Origin of the sequence: Planomicrobium sp. CPCC 101110 (assembly GCF_007859395.1) — a bacterium.
GTDB lineage: Bacteria > Bacillota > Bacilli > Bacillales_A > Planococcaceae > Planococcus.
In genome coordinates this window covers 1-19,404 of record NZ_VOHD01000003.1, presented here as the reverse complement: position 1 = coordinate 19,404, position 19,404 = coordinate 1, and the positions used below count along the sequence as shown (strand labels likewise).

16 protein-coding genes and 1 rRNA gene are annotated in these 19,404 nt (G+C 43.8%); 7 read left to right on the top strand and 10 right to left on the bottom strand.

The genetic code is table 11. The features are described 5' to 3' along the window. Nucleotides 1-156: 156 nt before the first annotated feature. From FQV30_RS00375 to rpmH, 10 genes are all read right to left on the bottom strand, one after another. On the bottom strand, nt 157-996 hold the full coding sequence (locus tag FQV30_RS00375; protein ID WP_146498171.1) for a ParB/RepB/Spo0J family partition protein: 840 nt from the start codon (nt 994-996) through the stop codon (nt 157-159). Further along, entirely contained in the window at nt 989-1,750 is a 762-nt protein-coding gene (locus FQV30_RS00370; protein WP_146498170.1) for a ParA family protein, read from the bottom strand. Before FQV30_RS00370 ends, FQV30_RS00375 begins: the two co-directional genes overlap by 8 nt. A 160-nt stretch (nt 1,751-1,910) precedes the next feature. Continuing rightward, a complete protein-coding gene (gene noc, locus FQV30_RS00365; protein ID WP_146498169.1) occupies nt 1,911-2,777 on the bottom strand; it encodes a nucleoid occlusion protein in 867 nt (288 codons plus the stop codon). A gap of 127 nt (nt 2,778-2,904) precedes the next feature. Beyond that, complete coding sequence (gene rsmG / locus FQV30_RS00360) at nt 2,905-3,618, bottom strand: 16S rRNA (guanine(527)-N(7))-methyltransferase RsmG (protein ID WP_146498168.1); 714 nt, start codon at nt 3,616-3,618, stop codon at nt 2,905-2,907. A 92-nt stretch (nt 3,619-3,710) separates the two neighbouring features. Beyond that, on the bottom strand, nt 3,711-5,597 hold the full coding sequence (gene mnmG / locus FQV30_RS00355) for a tRNA uridine-5-carboxymethylaminomethyl(34) synthesis enzyme MnmG (protein ID WP_146498167.1): 1,887 nt from the start codon (nt 5,595-5,597) through the stop codon (nt 3,711-3,713). Between the two features lie 22 nt (nt 5,598-5,619). Beyond that, the gene (gene mnmE / locus FQV30_RS00350; RefSeq protein ID WP_146498166.1) at nt 5,620-7,005 is read right to left on the bottom strand and encodes a tRNA uridine-5-carboxymethylaminomethyl(34) synthesis GTPase MnmE; all 1,386 of its coding nucleotides are present in this window, start codon (nt 7,003-7,005) and stop codon (nt 5,620-5,622) included. 181 nt (nt 7,006-7,186) lie between these two features. Then, nucleotides 7,187-7,915, bottom strand: a complete 729-nt coding sequence (gene jag, locus FQV30_RS00345; RefSeq protein ID WP_146498165.1) for an RNA-binding cell elongation regulator Jag/EloR — start codon at nt 7,913-7,915, stop codon at nt 7,187-7,189. Next, a complete protein-coding gene (gene yidC, locus FQV30_RS00340; RefSeq protein WP_146498164.1) occupies nt 7,912-8,751 on the bottom strand; it encodes a membrane protein insertase YidC in 840 nt (279 codons plus the stop codon). Before yidC ends, jag begins: the two co-directional genes overlap by 4 nt. 61 nt (nt 8,752-8,812) lie before the next feature. Continuing rightward, nucleotides 8,813-9,154, bottom strand: a complete 342-nt coding sequence (gene rnpA, locus FQV30_RS00335; RefSeq protein ID WP_146497929.1) for a ribonuclease P protein component — start codon at nt 9,152-9,154, stop codon at nt 8,813-8,815. A gap of 81 nt (nt 9,155-9,235) precedes the next feature. Continuing rightward, the gene (gene rpmH, locus FQV30_RS00330) at nt 9,236-9,373 is read right to left on the bottom strand and encodes a 50S ribosomal protein L34 (protein ID WP_106533324.1); all 138 of its coding nucleotides are present in this window, start codon (nt 9,371-9,373) and stop codon (nt 9,236-9,238) included. Nucleotides 9,374-9,862: 489 nt separating this feature from the next. Here rpmH and dnaA point away from each other — a divergent pair, with 489 nt between their 5' ends. The 7 genes from dnaA to FQV30_RS00295 all read left to right on the top strand — a co-directional run. Beyond that, nucleotides 9,863-11,209, top strand: a complete 1,347-nt coding sequence (gene dnaA, locus FQV30_RS00325) for a chromosomal replication initiator protein DnaA (protein WP_146498163.1) — start codon at nt 9,863-9,865, stop codon at nt 11,207-11,209. A gap of 169 nt (nt 11,210-11,378) precedes the next feature. Further along, nucleotides 11,379-12,515 (top strand): DNA polymerase III subunit beta, encoded by a 1,137-nt coding sequence (dnaN, locus tag FQV30_RS00320; RefSeq protein ID WP_146498162.1) that lies wholly within the window; start codon nt 11,379-11,381, stop codon nt 12,513-12,515. A gap of 106 nt (nt 12,516-12,621) precedes the next feature. Then, a complete protein-coding gene (yaaA, locus tag FQV30_RS00315) occupies nt 12,622-12,861 on the top strand; it encodes a S4 domain-containing protein YaaA (protein WP_146497933.1) in 240 nt (79 codons plus the stop codon). Further along, the gene (recF, locus tag FQV30_RS00310; protein WP_146498161.1) at nt 12,851-13,963 is read left to right on the top strand and encodes a DNA replication/repair protein RecF; all 1,113 of its coding nucleotides are present in this window, start codon (nt 12,851-12,853) and stop codon (nt 13,961-13,963) included. The genes yaaA and recF overlap by 11 nt, the downstream gene beginning before the upstream one ends. 270 nt (nt 13,964-14,233) lie before the next feature. Beyond that, a complete protein-coding gene (gene gyrB, locus FQV30_RS00305; protein WP_146498160.1) occupies nt 14,234-16,162 on the top strand; it encodes a DNA topoisomerase (ATP-hydrolyzing) subunit B in 1,929 nt (642 codons plus the stop codon). Nucleotides 16,163-16,192: 30 nt separating this feature from the next. Then, a complete protein-coding gene (gyrA, locus tag FQV30_RS00300; protein ID WP_146498159.1) occupies nt 16,193-18,784 on the top strand; it encodes a DNA gyrase subunit A in 2,592 nt (863 codons plus the stop codon). A gap of 538 nt (nt 18,785-19,322) precedes the next feature. After that, a 16S ribosomal RNA gene (locus FQV30_RS00295) occupies nt 19,323-19,404 on the top strand; the annotation flags it as partial.

Below are 19,404 nucleotides of genomic sequence, written 5' to 3'. Positions count from 1 at the left end.
CCGGCTCCTAGCCCCTCGAGGTCGCTTCGGTCTTGCCACTATGGCAAAAAACGCCATAGTTTCAAGCCCTCCAGCGCTTGTCGGGGCTAAACAGTCGCCTTCGCTTTTCTCTCAAAAACAGAGCCTATTTTCCGGAGTGCGGAAAATAGGCACTTGTCAGTTTAGCAACTCCAAAATCCGTTCCAAGTCTTCTTCCGAGAAAAATTCAATTTCTATTTTCCCTTTATTTTTAGACTTTTTAATTTGGACATTTGTTCCAAACCGGTCTCTTAATTCCGATTGTTTTTCTTCTATAAACAAATCTTTTTTCTTTTCAATTGTTTCACGTGGAACATCTTCGTTCAGCCGTTGGACAAGATTTTCTAACTGGCGGACATTCAAGTTTTCTTTGACGACTTTTTCAGCCGTGTCAGCTATTAGCTTTTTATGGCGCAATCCGAGCAAAGTACGCCCATGCCCCATCGACAACTTTTTGTCGGAAATCAACTGGCGGACATTTTCAGGCAAGGTCAACAACCGAACATGGTTGGCTATATGCGGCCGGCTTTTTCCTAACCGAAAAGCCAATTGTTCTTGCGTCAGGTTCAAAGCTTCCATTAATTTTTGATAGGCTTCAGCCTCTTCAATTGGGGTCAAATCTTCCCGCTGCAGATTTTCCAAGATGGCAAGTTCCATCATCTGCTGGTCATTCAAATCTTTTATGATGGCTGGAACTTCTTTCAATTTCGCTAACTTGGCTGCGCGGAAACGTCTTTCCCCCACAACCAATTCAAAATGTTTTCCTTTTTTACGCACAACTACCGGCTGCAGAATCCCATGCTCTTTTATGGAATCCGACAACTCCTGCAATGCAGCGTTATCGAAAATTTTCCGAGGCTGGAAAGGATTTACCCGCAATTGTCCAATACTGATCTTTGTAACTGCTTCTGCTTCTGGTTGCGTCAATGATTCGCCAGGGAACAATGCGTTGATGCCTTTTCCTAATCCTTTAGCCATTCCGAATCACTTCCCTTGCCAATTCTAAATAGACTTCTGCGCCTCTGGATTTCGGATCATAAATGATAATTGGTTCCCCGTGGCTTGGTGCTTCGCTTAGCCGGACATTCCGTGGGATAACTGTCCGATATACTTTATCTTGAAAATATTTTTTTACTTCTTCGATCACTTGGAGGCCAAGATTTGTTCGAGCATCCAGCATGGTCAATAACACACCATCAATCATCAAATCGTGGTTCAAGTGTTTTTGCACCAATCGAACAGTACTGAGCAGTTGGCTTAATCCTTCCAATGCATAGTATTCACATTGAACCGGAATTATAATGGCGTCTGCTGCTGTCAGTGAATTAATGGTTAATAATCCCAGTGAGGGTGGGCAATCGATGATGACATAATCATACATGCCCTTTACTTCTGATAATGCGTTTTTCAATCGAACTTCCCGTGAAATGGTGGAAACCAATTCGATTTCGGCTCCTGCTAAAGAAATGGTGGCAGGTACGACATGCAAATTCTCTACTTTCGTTTCCATGATGGTCTCTTTTATATCCACGTCATCAATCAAAACCTCATAGATGCATTGATTCACATCGCCTTTGTTCACCCCTACCCCGCTTGTTGCATTTCCTTGGGGATCGATATCTATTAAGAGAACTTTTTGGCCTAAATAAGCAAGGCAGGCACTCAAGTTCACTGAAGATGTTGTTTTTCCTACGCCGCCTTTTTGATTGGCGATCGCAATTGTTCTACCCACACTTGCACCAACTTTCTTTTTTACTTCTATCATTCTACTGCGGAAGCAGGATTTTTGCTATTTCTAATGGTGTCCATTTTCTATTGTATCAAAATTTTTCTTCTATTATAGTTACATTCCTATTAAAAAAGCTCTTTCCTGTGACGGAAAGAGCTTTTTATTACTTTTTCTTTGGTATTTTTACGGTGATTTGATAGTAATCATCATGGTCTTCTTCCTCTGTTGTTACATCAATCCCGCTTTTAGCAACCATGCTAAGAGATTCTTTGATCGTATTCATTGCTATTCTTACATCACGGCTTACTGCTTTGCGTTTTGATTTTGCTTTTTTCGGTTCTTCGGTTGAAAGTGCTTTTTCCACTTTTTCTTCAAGCTGCTTGACATTGAGATTTTGCTCAACTGTTTCCGCAAAAAGCTTCATTTGAAGTTCGCTGTCTTTTACTTGAAGAAGTGAGCGAGCGTGCCTTTCAGTAATGGTTCTGCTTAACAAGGCATTCTGTATTTCTTCCGGTAATTTAAGCAGCCGCAGTTTGTTGGCTACAGTTGACTGCCCTTTTCCTAGCCGTTGTGCAAGCGCTTCTTGCGTAATCTCATGGATTTCCAGCAAATTCTGATAAGCTGTTGCTTCTTCGATTGCTGTCAATTCTTCTCGCTGCAAGTTTTCAATCAAGGCAATTGAAGCGGTCTCCCTGTCGCTCAGTTCACGGACAATGGCGGGAACTTCTTCCCAGCCCAGTGAGCGCATTGCCCGAAATCGCCGCTCCCCCGCAATGATTTCATAAGAACCTTCTTCATTTGAAGACCGTACAACTATCGGCTGGATAACCCCGTGCATATGGATCGTCTTAGCCAACTCTTCTATTTTCTCTTCATCAAAAACAGTTCTCGGCTGAAATTGGTTTGCGCTTATTTTTTCTATCGGCAGTTTTACAACTTCTTCCGACTGCTCTTTTGCAACTTCCGTTGTACTTTCTGTTTCATCTTCTTTATCGCTGCCCCCAAAGAAACGGGAAAAAGGACTCTTCAACTCAAGCACCACCCTTTTAAAAGCTTACAACTATACATTCCATTCTTACTTATACGTATTCTTGAATCAAATGTTTCACGTGGAACATTGAATCCAAGAATACTGGCGATGGAAAGTTGTTAAAAAATCAAATTATTGGCGTTTTATTCGGCACACCGGGTTTTCTCGGATATTTTTTGGGTGTATCTTTGAATTTCTTAAAAACCTGGATATAACGTTCGCTCTCTTCAACCGGCAATTTGAATGAATGAATGCTTTCTTTTTTTACGCCGAGTTTTTGCAGAGCTTTTTCTGCGTCTTGAAGTTCATCTGGAGCTGAGGCCGCCTTCATTGCTGCAAACAGTCCTCCGGTTTTGACCAGTGGCACACACAGCTCCGCGAGAACAGAAAGCCGGGCTACGGCACGGGCAGTAACAAGATCATAACTTTCCCGATATTCGGACTGGCCAAAATCTTCTGCTCTAGCATGAACAAATTGTACGCCGGACAATGCCAGTTTTTCGCTTAAATGTGTCAAAAATTGAATGCGTTTGTTTAATGAATCCACAATCGTCACTTCAATTTCCGGAAAGCAAATTTTTAGCGGAATGCTTGGAAACCCTGCTCCTGCCCCTACATCACAAACTTTCAATGGTTTCGTAAAATCCAAATAGAATGCAGCCGTAATCGAATCAAAAAAATGCTTCAAATAAACAGAAGGCTGGTCCGTTATGGCGGTAAGGTTCATTTTCTCATTCCACTCGACCAATTCTTCATAATAAGTACGAAATTGAGCAAGTTGTGTTTCCGTCAATTGAATTCCTTTTTCACTGAGGGCATCTTTGAATTGTTGTTCGTTCAACCGCTTCTTCTCCCCTCTTTTTTGCAAATTATGATTCTATGTAAAAATGGGCTGGTATATGCCAGCCCATTTATTAAGTTTCGTTAACTTTTTTAGATAACCTTGGCAATTCTTCCTTGTTCAATATACACCAACAAGATAGAAATGTCAGCAGGATTTACGCCGGAAATCCGGGAAGCCTGTGCGATGGAAAGGGGCCGTACTTCAGTCAGCTTGACTTTCGCCTCTGTCGCCAAACCGGAAATCGCATGGTAATCGATGTTTTCCGGGATTTTTTTGTTTTCCATTTTTTTGAGTTTTTCAACTTGTTGAAGAGATTTCTCGATATAGCCTTCGTATTTGACTTGGATTTCCACTTGCTCTTTCACTTCATCTTCAAGTTCCACTTCAGATGCAGTCAATTGTGCAATCATGTCATAAGTCATTTCCGGGCGCTTCAGCAAATCCGCTCCGCGAATACCGTCTTTCAACTCGCTGCCGCCAGCATCTTTGATCAGCTGCTGAACTGTTTCAGTCGGCTTGATCATGACGCTTCTTAGGCGTTTGATCTCGGTTTCGATGCGTTCTTTTTTCACAAGGAATTTAGCATAGCGTTCTTCTTTTACCATGCCGATGCTGTAGCCGATTTCTGTTAGGCGCATGTCTGCATTGTCATGGCGCAGCAATAACCGATATTCAGCACGCGACGTCAATAAACGGTAAGGTTCATTTGTTCCTTTGGTCACCAAATCATCGATCAATACTCCGATATAAGCTTCAGAACGGCTTAAAATAACTTCTTCTTTTCCAAGCACTTTCGCTGCCGCATTGATTCCCGCCATTAATCCTTGCCCTGCCGCTTCTTCATAGCCTGAAGTGCCGTTGATTTGGCCGGCAGTGTAAAGATTCTCGATTTGTTTAGACTCTAAAGTAGGCCATAACTGCGTTGGAACGATTGCGTCATATTCAATCGCATAACCCGCACGCATCATTTCCGCTTTCTCAAGCCCTGGAATCGATTCCAGCAGCTGGCGCTGTACATGTTCAGGCAAGCTGGTTGAGAGGCCTTGCACGTAAACCTCACGTGTATTGCGCCCTTCTGGTTCCAGGAAAATTTGATGGCGCGGCTTATCGTTGAAACGCACAACTTTATCTTCAATTGATGGGCAGTAACGAGGCCCTGTTCCTTTAATCATGCCTGAGTACATTGGCGAAAGGTGCAAATTGTCATCAATAATCTGATGTGTTTTTTCGTTTGTATAGGTCAACCAGCAAGGCAGTTGATCCATGATGAATTCAGTCGTTTCGTAGCTGAATGCACGAGGCTCTTCATCGCCAGGCTGAATTTCAGTTTTGCTGTAGTCAATCGAGTTGCTGTTGATGCGCGGAGGCGTTCCCGTCTTGAAACGGACTGTTTCAAATCCAAGCTCTTCCAGGTTTTCAGCCAGCTTAATGGAAGGCTGCTGATTGTTCGGTCCGCTTGAATATCGAAGATCCCCAATGATGATTTCTCCACGAAGGAATGTGCCAGTCGTAATAACAACAGATTTGGCTCGGTAAATACCCCCAACTTGCGTGACCAAACCTGTGACTGTGCCGTCTTCCACAATCAGCTTTTCAGCAATTCCCTGGTGAAGCGTCAAATTCGGCTCTTCTTCCATCAAGCGTTTCATTTCTTGCTGGTAAAGCACTTTATCCGCTTGTGCGCGAAGTGCGCGGACAGCTGGCCCTTTTGCCGTGTTCAACATTCTCATTTGAATGTGCGTTTTATCGATAACGCGTCCCATGGCTCCGCCAAGCGCGTCTATTTCTCGTACTACAATGCCTTTTGCCGGCCCGCCGATTGACGGGTTGCATGGCATAAATGCGATCATATCCAGATTCATCGTCAAAACGAGCGTTTTTGCGCCCATCCGCGCTGATGCCAGAGCAGCTTCCGCTCCAGCATGTCCAGCGCCTACAACGATGACATCGAACGTGCCTGCTTCGTATTGTGGCATGTTCGTTCATTCCCTTCGAATTTTATTTCCCTAGACAGAACTGGGAGAACAATTGGTTCAATAAACCGTCATCAGCGGTATCACCGATGATTTCCCCAAGAATTTCCCATGTTCGAGTGACGTCAATTTGAATCATGTCAACCGGCACATCCATTTCGGCTGCTTCAATGGCATCGGAAATGGTTTGATGTGCTTGATGCAGCAAGGAGATATGGCGGGCATTCGAGACATAAGTCATGTCCCCCGCTTCAATTTCCCCTTCGAAAAACAATTCGGCAATCGATTCTTCAAGCTGATCGATGCCTTCTTCTTCGATCAAAGAAGTTGTAACAAGCCGTTTGTTTCCTGCGAGTTTCTTCACTTGCTCGAGGTCGATTTGCTTTGGCAAATCGGTTTTATTGATGACCACAATATAATTCATATCCTTGACCGCTTCAAACAACAGCTCGTCTTCGGCTGTCAGCGTTTCAGAATAGTTCAGTACGTAAAGGATCAGATCTGCTTCTTTCAATACTTTCCGGGAACGTTCAACACCGATCCGTTCGACAATATCTTCTGTTTCACGGATTCCGGCAGTATCCACCAATCTCAACGGAACGCCCCGGACATTGACGTATTCTTCTATTATATCACGGGTGGTTCCCGCTATTTCTGTAACGATGGCTTTATTTTCTTGCACTAAACTGTTTAATAGAGAAGATTTTCCGACATTCGGCCGGCCTATGATGACCGTCGAAAGCCCTTCCCTTAAAATTTTCCCTTGTGAAGATGTTTGGAGCAGCCGTTCAATTTCAGAACGCACCCATAACGATTTCTCGAGCATGATAGGACGTGTCATTTCTTCCACGTCATCATATTCGGGATAATCGATGTTCACTTCCATTTGGGCAATCGATTCGAGCAAAGCCTGGCGCAGCGTACCGATCAATTTTGATAGCCGGCCTTCCATTTGGCCAAGCGCTACGTCCATCGCACGATCCGTTTTAGCGCGGATCAAATCCATGACTGCTTCCGCTTGGGACAAATCGATGCGGCCATTTAAAAATGCCCGTTTTGTAAATTCTCCGGGCTCTGCAAGTCTCGCACCGGCACGCAGCACAAGAGAAAGCACCCGATTGACGGAGACGATCCCTCCGTGGCAATTGATCTCTATCACGTCTTCGCGTGTAAAAGTTTTTGGACCCTTCATGAAAGACACCATGACTTCTTCTACTACTTCCTCCGTCCACGGATCTTGCAGATGCCCATAATGGATTGTATGCGTTGCTTGAGTCGCCAAACGCTTCCCGCTAGGCGCTTTGAATACTTTGTCCGCAATGCTAATCGCTTCTGGACCGCTCAACCGGACGATTGCTATGGCACCTTCACCGCTCGGTGTGGATATCGCAGCAATTGTATCGAATTCCATGATGTTCCCTCCTTGATAAAAAGTTGTCCACATGTGGACAACTATAAATGCCCATGGCTTTCTAACGTATTACATTAGCATAAATAGGAAGAAACCGAAAGGCTAAGAGATTCTTTTCCTATGACTTTTTCTTGAACTCCATAAAAAAGCGACTTGCGCATCGCACAAGTCGCTTGCTTCATTATTTTAACGGCTCAATAACGAGATACCGATTCGGATCTTTTCCTTCAGAATATGTTTCGATATCGAGACGCCGGGACAATGCTTGGTGAATCACTTTCCGTTCGTAGGAAGGCATGGGCTCAAATTGAACACGCCCGCCTGTCCGGATCGCTTTGTCTGCCATCCGGTCAGCCAATTGCTCTAACGTTTCTTGGCGGCGCTCACGGTAGTTTTCAGCATCAAGTTCGATCATCAGAAACTGATTGGAGTATTTGTTTGCTACCAGTTGGGCCAGCTGCTGAAGGGAATTTAAGGTTTGTCCCCGTTTGCCGATAAGCATAGCCACTTTTTCACTTTCCAAATACAAATTGATATTCTTGCCTTTTTGCTTATGGGTGATTTTCAGATCATCGATTTTCATGCCTTGGGCAATGGATTGGATATAATTTTTTGTTTCGAGAATTGCCTGTTCTCTTGTATCAGCGGGCGCTTCTTCTATTATATCCACTTGAACGGCTTCAGTTTCTTTGGATTCTGTGGCAGCTCGCACTTGTTCAGCCACTTGCAGCTGTTCCTGGACGTTTACGGTCACTTCCACTTCAGCTTCTTTTGCACCAAAACCCAAAAATCCCTTTTTTTCTTTCTGAATCACATGGATGGTTACGTCTTCACGTGTAACTTGGAGTTTTTCTAATGCTGCAGATATCGCGCGTTCAACAGTTGGACCCGTTTGCGTGATCTGTTTCACTTTTTAACCCCTCCTGCTTTTGTTTTAACAGGTTTCCCTGATTTTACTTGTACAGGCTGTCTTTTTACAGGTTGTTTTTTAACAGGTTCTGCTGCTATTACTTCTTTTTTCTTCCACGGACGGTAAATTACAAGATTTTGAATGAGTGAAACAATATTCCCCACTACCCAGTAGAGCGTCAGAGCCGATGGCAAGACCACACCGAAACCGATGATCATGATTGGCATGAAATACATCATCGCTTTCATTTGCGGATTATCCATTGCCGGACCGGTACGCAAAACAACAAATTGCATCACACCGGCAATGATTGCCAAAATGATGCTAGGTTCAGCAAGCGGAAAAATCAGGAACGAGCCAAGATCAATTGACGGCGTATTGTTCATCCGGCTGATTGCATGGTAGAAACCAATCAAAATCGGCATTTGAACCAATACCGGCAAACAGCCAGCCATCGGATTGACTCCTTTTTCTTTAAAAAGGGCCATCATTTCCTGCTGGTATTTCTGTTGCGTCACAGCATCTTTTGACGGATATTTTTCTTTCAAAGCTTTTAGAGCGGGTTGTGCTTCCTGCATGCTTTTCGAGCTGCGGGTCTGCTTGATCATCAATGGCAGCAATACCAAACGGATAATGACCGTCACAGCGATAATAGCAAAACCATAAGTTCCAAGAAGCCCTTTAAAATACGTGATCGTAGCTACGAGCGGCCAAACGATGTATTCATTCCAGAATCCTTCGCTTGACTCGCTTATCGGCTGATTGTATTCAGTACAGCCGCTTAGCAGCAAAGTTACTGCCACTAACGAAACGAGCAATAATAATCGCTTATTCAACCTTCTTCCCCCAAACTTCTTTTCTATTACTTCTATACTAACATTCCCTCTGTAATGCCTGCTACTTCTTTGGCAAAGCACGCGCAATTTTCAATACATGCTCCAAACTTTTCTTGCTTTCATGGAAATCCAAGGTGGCCGCCTGTTGCCGGGCGATGATAACGTAATCCGCATTCGGAAGCAAATCATGTTCAAGTTCCAAAAATGTTTGCCGTATGTACCGTTTGATGCGATTTCGCGTAACTGCGTTTCCTACTTTTTTGCTGACAGATAAACCAATCCGGAACGCCGGCTGCTCGTTTTTCAATACATATACGATAAACTGGCGGTTGGCGAACGACTTTCCTTTTTTAAAGACTGTCTGGAATTCTTTATTCTTTTTGATCCGTTGGCTCTTGTTCATTTCTTCACCTGCTTATTTTTGATTCGTTTTCGCTGAAATACAGCAGAAAAGAAAAAAAGACCACTGATGCGGTCAGTGGACTTAAGCTGATAATACTTTTCTTCCTTTACGACGGCGTGCTGCAAGAACTCTGCGTCCGTTTTTCGTGCTCATACGTGCTCTGAAGCCGTGTACTTTGCTGTGTTTACGTTTGTTTGGTTGGTATGTGCGCAATGTCATATATGACACCTCCTAATATATGAGTTAACTATTTCTAAAAGACAGTCTCGACTATTATATAGGGGTTGCACAGTAAATGTCAATATCTTATTACAAGGCCTCCTCATCCCCTCTAGTTTTCCGTACATACAGTTATCCACAATCCTTCCAGAAATTTTGATTCTCTCCTGTGCAGCTTTTTTTCGCCGAAAAAATTATCCACACCCCTTATCTACAGTTTCATCACATATAAACTGCCTGTGGACAGAAAGAATGTGCGCAACAGCGGCAATGTGGATAAGTTTAGGAACTGCTTGTAATGTCCCGCAATTTTTGATAACATAGACTTGTTTTCACTTGTGCATAATTTTATCCCCAAATAACTTATCCACAAATTGTGCATAAGGTGTGGACAGTTATTCCCAAGACTGTTTACAAATGTTATCCACAGGCTGTGGTTTTGTGTATGGTATACTAAAAAAAATATTTACATATAAAGGAGAAGAGCTATTGGAACACTTAGACGAACTTTGGTCGAGTGTCTTAGCCCAAGTTGAAACTAAAATCTCCAAACCTAGTTTTGAAACCTGGTTAAAATCGACAAAACTTTTATCATATAAAAATGATACAGTCACAATTTCAGCGCCTAATTCTTTTGCACGTGATTGGTTGGAAAACCATTACGTGCATTTAATTACCGGAATTCTTTCGGATTCAACCGGTGACGATCTGCTGATAAAATTTGTCGTGCCAAAAGATCAAGATATGGACGATTTTCAACTGCCAGCCCCTCGTATTAAACCAGGACAAGATGAGCACCAGGAATTTTTGCCAGGAATGCTGAACCCGAAATATACGTTTGACACGTTTGTTATCGGATCCGGCAACCGTTTTGCCCATGCCGCTTCGCTCGCTGTAGCGGAAGCGCCGGCAAAAGCATATAACCCCTTGTTCATTTACGGAGGCGTCGGATTAGGTAAGACACATTTAATGCACGCAATTGGACATTATGTCCTTGAACACAATCCCGATGCTAAAGTGGTTTACTTGTCATCGGAAAAATTCACCAACGAATTCATCAACTCAATTCGCGACAACCAAACGGTCGATTTCCGCAACAAATACCGGAGTGTCGACATTTTATTGATTGATGATATTCAGTTTTTAGCCGGCAAAGAGCAGACGCAAGAGGAATTTTTCCATACCTTTAATACGTTGCATGAAGAATCGAAGCAAATCATCATTTCAAGCGACCGGCCTCCAAAGGAAATTCCGACACTGGAAGACCGCCTAAGATCCCGCTTTGAATGGGGCTTGATCACAGACATCACACCGCCTGATTTGGAAACGCGCATTGCTATTTTGCGCAAGAAAGCGAAAGCGGATGGCCTGGATATTCCAAATGATGTCATGACGTATATTGCCAATTCCATCGATTCCAATATCCGTGAATTAGAAGGTGCATTGATACGGGTAGTCGCTTATTCTTCGCTGATCAACCGGGATATGAGCGCAGAACTTGCTGCAGAAGCATTGAAGGATATCATGCCGAATTCAAAACCGAAAGTGATCACGATCTTGGACATCCAGCACGCTGTCGGAGAACAGTTCCGTGTAAAATTAGAGGATTTTAAAACAAAACGCCGCACAAAAGACATTGCCTATCCACGACAAGTGGCCATGTATTTGGCACGGGAAATGACGGATTTTTCATTGCCTAAAATCGGGGAAGAATTCGGGGGCCGAGATCATACGACCGTAATTCATGCCCACGAGAAAATTTCTAAAATGCTGAAAGACAATCAGCAGCTCCAGCAAGATGTCAAAGATATCCGAAACGCATTAAGCAAGCTGTAAAGGCCTGTGGATAACCGAAACTTTTACAAAGCAGTTTATGCACACTTTATCTACATGTGGATAAGCTGCTTTTATTAGGCGGAAATGTAGTTATCCACATATTCACAGCCCCTACTACTATTACTGTTTTAAGTTCTTTAAATAAAATATATATAAGCGAGGTTCAATAATGAAATTTGAAATCATGCGTGAACGATTAGTCGAAGGTTTGAATGATGTAATGAAAGCTGTAAGTTCAAAAACAACAATTCCGATTTTGACTGGGATTAAGATGGATGTTTCAGCAGAAGGCATGCGTTTAACAGGAAGCGATTCGGATATTACGATCCAGACATTTATTCCGGCAGAAGAAGATGGAAAACAAATTATTCAAGTAGCTCAAGGAGGAAGCATCGTCCTTCAAGCGAAAGTATTCGGGGAAATCATACGTAAATTGCCGACTAATGAAGTTGAGATCGAGATTACAGGCAATTTTCAGACTCACATTCGTTCAGGGAAATCTGAGTTCCATTTGATCGGATTGGATGCAATGGATTATCCACAATTGCCGGACATCCAAGATGACCGTTTATTCACAATTCCAGCAGATTTATTGAAAACTATTATTCGTGAAACAGTTTTTGCAGTTTCAAGTTCTGAGACGCGTCCGGTGTTGACAGGGGTCCATTGGGAAGTTAAGGATGGGGAACTGGTTTGTGTCGCTACAGACAGCCACCGTCTGGCACGCCGTAAAACAAAACTTGAAACATTGCCGGAAGGGGAATACAGCGTTGTGATTCCAGGAAAAAGCTTGACTGAGCTAAATAAAATCCTGGACGACAATTCCGAAGCTGTAGAGATCGTTATGACCAATCAGCAAGTTTTGTTCAAATCAAAACACATCCTGTTCTTCTCACGCTTATTGGAAGGCAATTATCCGGATACATCCCGATTGATTCCTTCTGAATACAAAACAACGGTAACCGTTAATGGCCGTTCACTTTTGCAGGCAATCGACCGTGCATCGCTGCTTGCCCGCGAAGAACGCAACAACGTTGTACGTTTTTCTGCAAATACAGGCAGTGAAGTCGAAGTCTCTTCAAACTCGCCAGAAGTCGGCAAAGTAGAAGAACAGCTGCAAGCGCAGAGCATTGAAGGAGAAGAACTAAAAATCTCGTTCAGCGCTAAATTCATGATGGATGCTTTGAAAGCAATCGACGGCCAGGATGTTGTCATTCAATTTACAGGAGCGATGCGTCCATTCATTTTGAAATCGGCTTTGGACGATTCCATTTTGCAGCTAATTCTTCCTGTCCGAACATATTAAAATTGATCAAGACCCTCAGGATAGCCATCTAGGCTATCCTTTTTACTTTTTAGCTCAAATAGAGTAAAATAAAGGGATAGACTACGAATTGAAGGATGAGTGCATTTTGAAGGAAATTGGGATTGAAACAGAATTTATTACTCTTGGCCAACTATTGAAGATGACGGATACGATTAGTTCAGGCGGAATGGCGAAATGGTTCTTGAGTGAACATGAAGTTTTTGTCAACGGGGAGCTGGAAGATCGCAGAGGGCGCAAACTTCGTCCAGAAGATCAAGTCAGCATCCCAGAAGTCGGTGAATTCCGGATCGTTGTTGCCGAAGGCATGAGCTTCGATGCGGATTGACCGGCTCGAGCTTTTCAACTATAGAAACTACGAATCGCTTGATTTGTCTTTCTCGCCTGAAATCAATGTGTTTATTGGTGAAAATGCACAAGGCAAAACCAATATCATGGAATCTTTATATGTGTTATCCATGGCAAAATCGCATCGGGCATCCAATGATAAAGAATTGATACGCTGGGAAACAGACTATGGTAAAATTAAAGCTGATGTTTACCGGAAATACGGGAAGCTGCCGCTCGAAATAACTCTTTCGAAAAAAGGGAAAAGCGCGAAGGTGAACCATTTAGAACAACGAAGGCTCAGCGACTATATCGGCCAATTGAATGTGGTTATGTTTGCACCTGAAGACCTGAACCTGGTCAAAGGAAGCCCGCAAGTACGCCGGCGTTTTATCGATATGGAAATTGGCCAGATTTCACCTTTATATTTGCATGATTTACTGACATATCAAAAATTACTAAAGCAGCGAAATCATATATTGAAACAGAACTACGGCAAAAAGTCGATTGATGACGTGATGTTCGATGTCTATACAGAGCAGTTTATAGAAGCTGCAGTGAAAATCATCCGCAAACGATATCAATTTATGGACCTTCTGCAAAAATGGGCCGAGCCTATCCATCAAGGCATTTCCCGAGGGCTGGAACAACTTCAAATCCGCTATCAACCAATCAGCGGTTTAAAGCCCGAATGGACGTCAGAAGAAATGGCGTCTTTTTTAGAGCAGAAATTAGCTGAAGTACGGAAACGGGAATTAGAGCGGGGTTTGACACTTGTCGGTCCTCATCGGGACGAATTGCAGTTTTTTGTTAATGGCTACGATGTCCAAACCTATGGCTCCCAAGGGCAGCAGCGGACGACTGCCTTGTCATTGAAGCTTGCAGAGATCGAACTGATCAAGCAAGAAGTGGGGGAAGCGCCGGTTCTGCTTCTAGACGATGTGTTGTCAGAACTGGACGATTACCGCCAGTCCCATTTGCTGAATACCATCAAAGGCTCAGTCCAAACATTTGTAACGACCACCAGTGTTGAGGGCATCCAGCATGAAACAATTCAAAGTGCACGTCTTTTTGAAGTATCCAAGGGTACTGTCAAGGAATGACGGGCTATGTACGTGCAAATACACAATGCATAGGCTGTTCTTATAAACGAAATTGCCGCCGTCATTCGCCATGAAAAATACATGCCGGCTGCTTTAGTGCGGCCCTTAAGCCTTTGTGGACAGTCAGGGCATTTATCATCACCTACAAATTTGCATACGGTTCTCCTTAGCGGATACTGGGCCCAAGCCACTATGAAAAAGATATAAGAACAACGACTAGAATGGAACAAAAAGAAATAGAAATGTTGTGAGGAAGAGCAGGTGAATGGAATGGCAATGGAAGAAAAAGGTCTTCAGCAATCATACGATGCAAACCAGATTCAAGTTCTTGAAGGATTGGAAGCTGTTCGTAAAAGACCCGGAATGTATATCGGTTCGACAAGTTCAAAAGGGCTTCACCACTTAGTATGGGAAATTGTGGATAACAGTATCGACGAAGCACTTGCCGGCTACTGTGATGAAATCAAAGTAACTATTGAAAAAGGCGACTGGATCCGTGTAGAAGACAATGGACGCGGTATTCCAGTCGGGATGCAGGAAAAAATGGGGCGTCCAGCAGTAGAAGTTATCATGACGGTTCTTCACGCCGGAGGTAAATTCGGCGGCGGCGGATATAAAGTATCCGGAGGGCTTCACGGAGTAGGGGCTTCTGTTGTGAACGCCTTGTCAGAAGTTACAGAAGTTTATGTTAACCGGGATCAAAAAAGGCATTATATTAAGTTCGAACGCGGAGCTGTAACAAAAGAACTGCATGTGATCGGTGAATCCGAGCATACGGGAACCACTATTCGTTTTAAAGCGGATGGAGAAATTTTCCAGGAAACGACCGTTTATGAATACGATATCTTGGCGCAGCGCTTGCGTGAACTTGCTTATTTGAACCGAGGCTTGAAAATTGTTGTAAAAGACGAACGCGAAGGCAAAGAAAAAGAAAACGTCTACCATTACGAAGGCGGAATCAAATCTTACGTCGAGCATTTGAATAAATCCAAAGATCCGCTTCATGAAGAGCCGATATATGTGGAATCTGAAAGAGACGGGATCTCTGTAGAAGTAGCGATGCAATATAATGGCGGCTATGCGGCAAACATCTTCTCATTTGCCAATAACATTAATACACATGAAGGCGGAACCCACGAATCCGGTTTTAAAACTGCCTTAACGCGAGTCATTAATGATTATGGCCGGAAAAATGGCATGCTGAAAGACCAGGAAGCAAATTTGACTGGGGATGATGTCCGTGAAGGTTTGACTGCCATTATTTCAGTTAAACATCCGGATCCTCAATTTGAAGGGCAAACCAAAACAAAGCTGGGCAACACGGAAGTCAGCACGATTGTCAACAATCTATTTTCTGCTGGTTTTGAACGTTTCCTTCTTGAAAACCCATCAGTCTCACGGAAAATCGTAGAAAAAGGCATCATGGCTTCCCATGCTCGGATGGCTGCGAAAAAAGCCCGTGAATTTACTCGGCGGAAATCGGTCTTGGAAGTGTCAAGTTTGCCAGGGAAACTTGCTGACTGTTCTTCTCGAGATCCCAAAATCAGCGAGATTTATATAGTTGAGGGGGATTCTGCCGGGGGCTCAGCAAAATCAGGACGTGATCGCCATTTCCAAGCGATTTTACCGCTTCGCGGAAAAATCCTCAATGTGGAAAAAGCCCGTTTGGATAAAATATTATCAAACGCTGAAATCCGTGCAATCATTACGGCTCTTGGAACCGGAATTGGCGAAGAATTCACATTGGAAAAAGCCCGCTACCACAAAGTGGTTATCATGACAGATGCAGATGTTGACGGAGCACACATCCGTACATTGCTTTTGACTTTCTTTTTCCGCTATATGCGCCCGTTGATCGAGGCTGGCTATATTTACATCGCTCAGCCGCCGTTGTTCCAGATCAAGCAAGGGAAGCACGTCGAGTACGTTTATACCGACGCCCAATTGAAAGATGCGCTTGAAAAACTCTCAAGCAATCCTAAACCGAATATTCAGCGTTATAAAGGACTTGGAGAAATGAATGCCACACAGCTTTGGGATACAACAATGGATCCGGATGTCCGGACCTTATTGCAAGTGACGCTTGAGGACGCCATGACAGCGGACGAAACGTTCCATATGCTTATGGGCGATGATGTGGAACCACGCCGAAACTTTATTGAAGAAAACGCACGTTATGTTAAGAACTTGGATGTATAAAACATCATAAGTTGAGAGGAGGCTGCAGAGATGGCGGAACGGCCAAGCAGCGGAGTAGAAGAAATAAATATCAGCACGGAGATGCGTACGTCATTTTTGGATTATGCCATGAGCGTAATCGTCTCACGTGCGTTGCCGGATGTACGGGACGGGTTAAAACCTGTTCACCGGCGAATTCTTTATGCTATGCACGATCTCGGAATCACATCGGATAAAGCATACAAAAAATCAGCGCGTATCGTAGGGGATGTTATTGGTAAATACCACCCCCACGGCGATAGCGCAGTTTACGAAACAATGGTAAGAATGGCGCAAGATTTCAGTTACCGCTATATGCTTGTAGACGGACACGGGAATTTCGGGTCCGTCGACGGCGATGCAGCAGCGGCCATGCGTTATACCGAGTCCAGAATGTCAAAAATTTCAATGGAACTATTGCGGGATTTAAACAAAAATACTATCGATTATAAAGAAAACTACGATGGCCAAGAAAAAGAACCGATCGTTTTGCCAAGCCGATTCCCGAACTTATTAGTCAATGGCACGTCCGGTATTGCAGTCGGAATGGCTACCAACATTCCTCCGCATCATTTGGGAGAAACCATTGATGGTGTCTTGGCATTGGCTGAAAATCCGGCAATCACGACAGAAGAATTGATGGAGTTGATTCCTGGGCCCGATTTCCCGACAGGCGGGATTATTTTAGGCCGGAGCGGCATCCGTCGGGCTTATGAAACAGGCAAAGGCTCAATCATGATTCGTTCAGTTGCTGAAATTGAGACAAAACCGAACGGCAAAGAAGTCATTATCGTCAACGAGCTTCCTTATCAAGTGAACAAAGCGCGATTGATTGAAAAAATTGCGGAATTGGTTCGCGACAAAAAAATCGAGGGCATCACTGATTTGCGCGATGAATCAGACCGCAACGGTATGCGCATCGTCATTGAAGTAAGAAGAGATGCCAGCGCAAATGTTTTATTGAATAATTTATACAAACAAACAGCGATGCAAACAAGTTTTGGCATTAACATGCTGGCCCTTGTAGACGGCCATCCGAAAGTTCTTGGCTTGAAAGAAGTTCTGTTCCATTACTTGGAACACCAAAAAGTAGTGATTCGCCGCCGGACACAATTCGATTTGACGAAAGCGGAAGACCGGGCGCACATTTTGGAAGGGCTGCGTATTGCACTTGACCATATCGATGCCATCATTGCTTTGATCCGTGGTTCCCAAACAACGGAAGAAGCCCGCAACGGTTTGATGAGCAACTTCAACTTGTCTGAGCGCCAATCCCAAGCAATCTTGGATATGCGCCTTCAGCGTTTGACAGGGCTTGAGCGCGACAAGATTGAAGAAGAATATTTGGGCCTAGTGAAGTTGATCGAAGAGCTTCGCGAAATTTTAGCGAACGAATACCGGATTCTTGAAATCATTCGTGAAGAGCTGATGGAAATCAAAGAGCGCTTCAGTGACGAACGCAGAACAGAAATCACTACTGGCGGAACAGAAATGTTCGAGGATGAAGATTTAATCCCGCGGGAAGCTTCTGTATTAACGCTGACTCACAACGGTTATATCAAGAGGATGCCTGCCAACACTTTCCGCAGCCAAAACCGAGGCGGCAGAGGCGTGCAAGGAATGGGCACCAACGAAGATGATTTCGTTGAACATCTGCTTTACACGTCGACCCACGATACAATTTTGTTCTTCACGAACAAAGGGAAAGTTTACCGCAAAAAGGGCTATCATATTCCTGAGTATGGCCGAACCGCTAAAGGGCTGCCTTTGGTCAACTTGCTCGAAGTAGGGAAAGATGAGAAGGTAACGGCCGTCATTCGCGTAAAAGAGTTCAAAGAAGATGCGTTCTTCTTCTTTACCACACGTGAAGGGGTCAGCAAACGTACACCGCTGGCAAGCTACGCAAATATTCGCCAAAATGGACTGATCGCCATCAGTCTGCGGGAAGAAGATGAATTGATTTCTGTTAAGCTGACAGATGGCACGAAAGAAATGGTTATTGGGACAAGAGACGGAGCGTTGATTCGCTTCCCAGAAACCGATATCCGGGAAATGGGCCGGACGGCAAGTGGAGTCCGGGGCATTCGTTTGCGTGAAGGCGACCAAGTTGTCGGCATGGAAATTTTAGATCCAGGAGATAACGTGCTGGTTATCACAGAAAAAGGATATGGCAAACAGACAAAAGAATCGGAATACCGGGTCCAAACAAGAGGCGGTATGGGAATCAAAACTTGTCAGATCACTGATAAGAACGGTCCATTGGTCGCTGTTCGAACAGTAAGCGGCTCAGAAGATATTATGCTCATCACTGTTAACGGTATTTTGATCCGCATGGACGTAAACGATATCTCAACAACCGGAAGAAGCACTCAAGGCGTTCGTTTGATCAAGTTGGGAGCAGATGAAGTTGTTGCGACTGTTGCAAAAGTGAAGAAAGATCTTGATCTTCCTGAAGAGACAGAAGAAATAGAAGGCATTGATGAAAATGTTGAAGGCCAGCTGATCGAAGAAAGTGCAGAAGCTGACGTTTATACAGAAGATGAAATTGTTGCTGATGAAACTCTGGATCATGTAGAAGAAAATCCAGAAGAAGACGAAGAATAAAGCTATCCCCCTCTGAGAGAGCTCAGTGGGGGTTTTTATTAATAGAAGATAGTCGGCCAAGACAATTTTACCAACTTTTAGAAATCCTCGGTAGAATGGTGTATTAAGGAATTTAAAAATAGCTTTAAAACCATTGACTTCACTTTCGGAATTTGTTATATTAATAAGCGTCCTCTAAACGACTTGAAAATATTTAATAAAAATATTGACAAGAAGTTGTGGGGTAGATATACTAATAAAGTTGCCAAAGAAACGACGGCATGGACATCACAGGGAAATGAAATAAGTGGTTGACATCGAATCGCCGAAAAGGTATACTAATAAAGTTGTCGCTAAAGACGACGAACAACATGAACCTTGAAAACTGAACAGCAAAACGTCAACAAAAGTTTATTGACGCGTTCCGAACGCGGCAATAAAATTTCTGCGAGAGCCGCTTTGGCGGCTTGAGCAAACAACTACTGATTAAGCCTGGCTAGATCAAGCGATTCGTGCGTCCTTCGGGACGGCGAGCGCCAGCATGAGCAATCAAGCTTCTATAATGGAGAGTTTGATCCTGGCTCAGGACGAACGCTGGCGGCGTGCCTAATACATGCAAGTCGAGCGGAACCCGGGGAGCT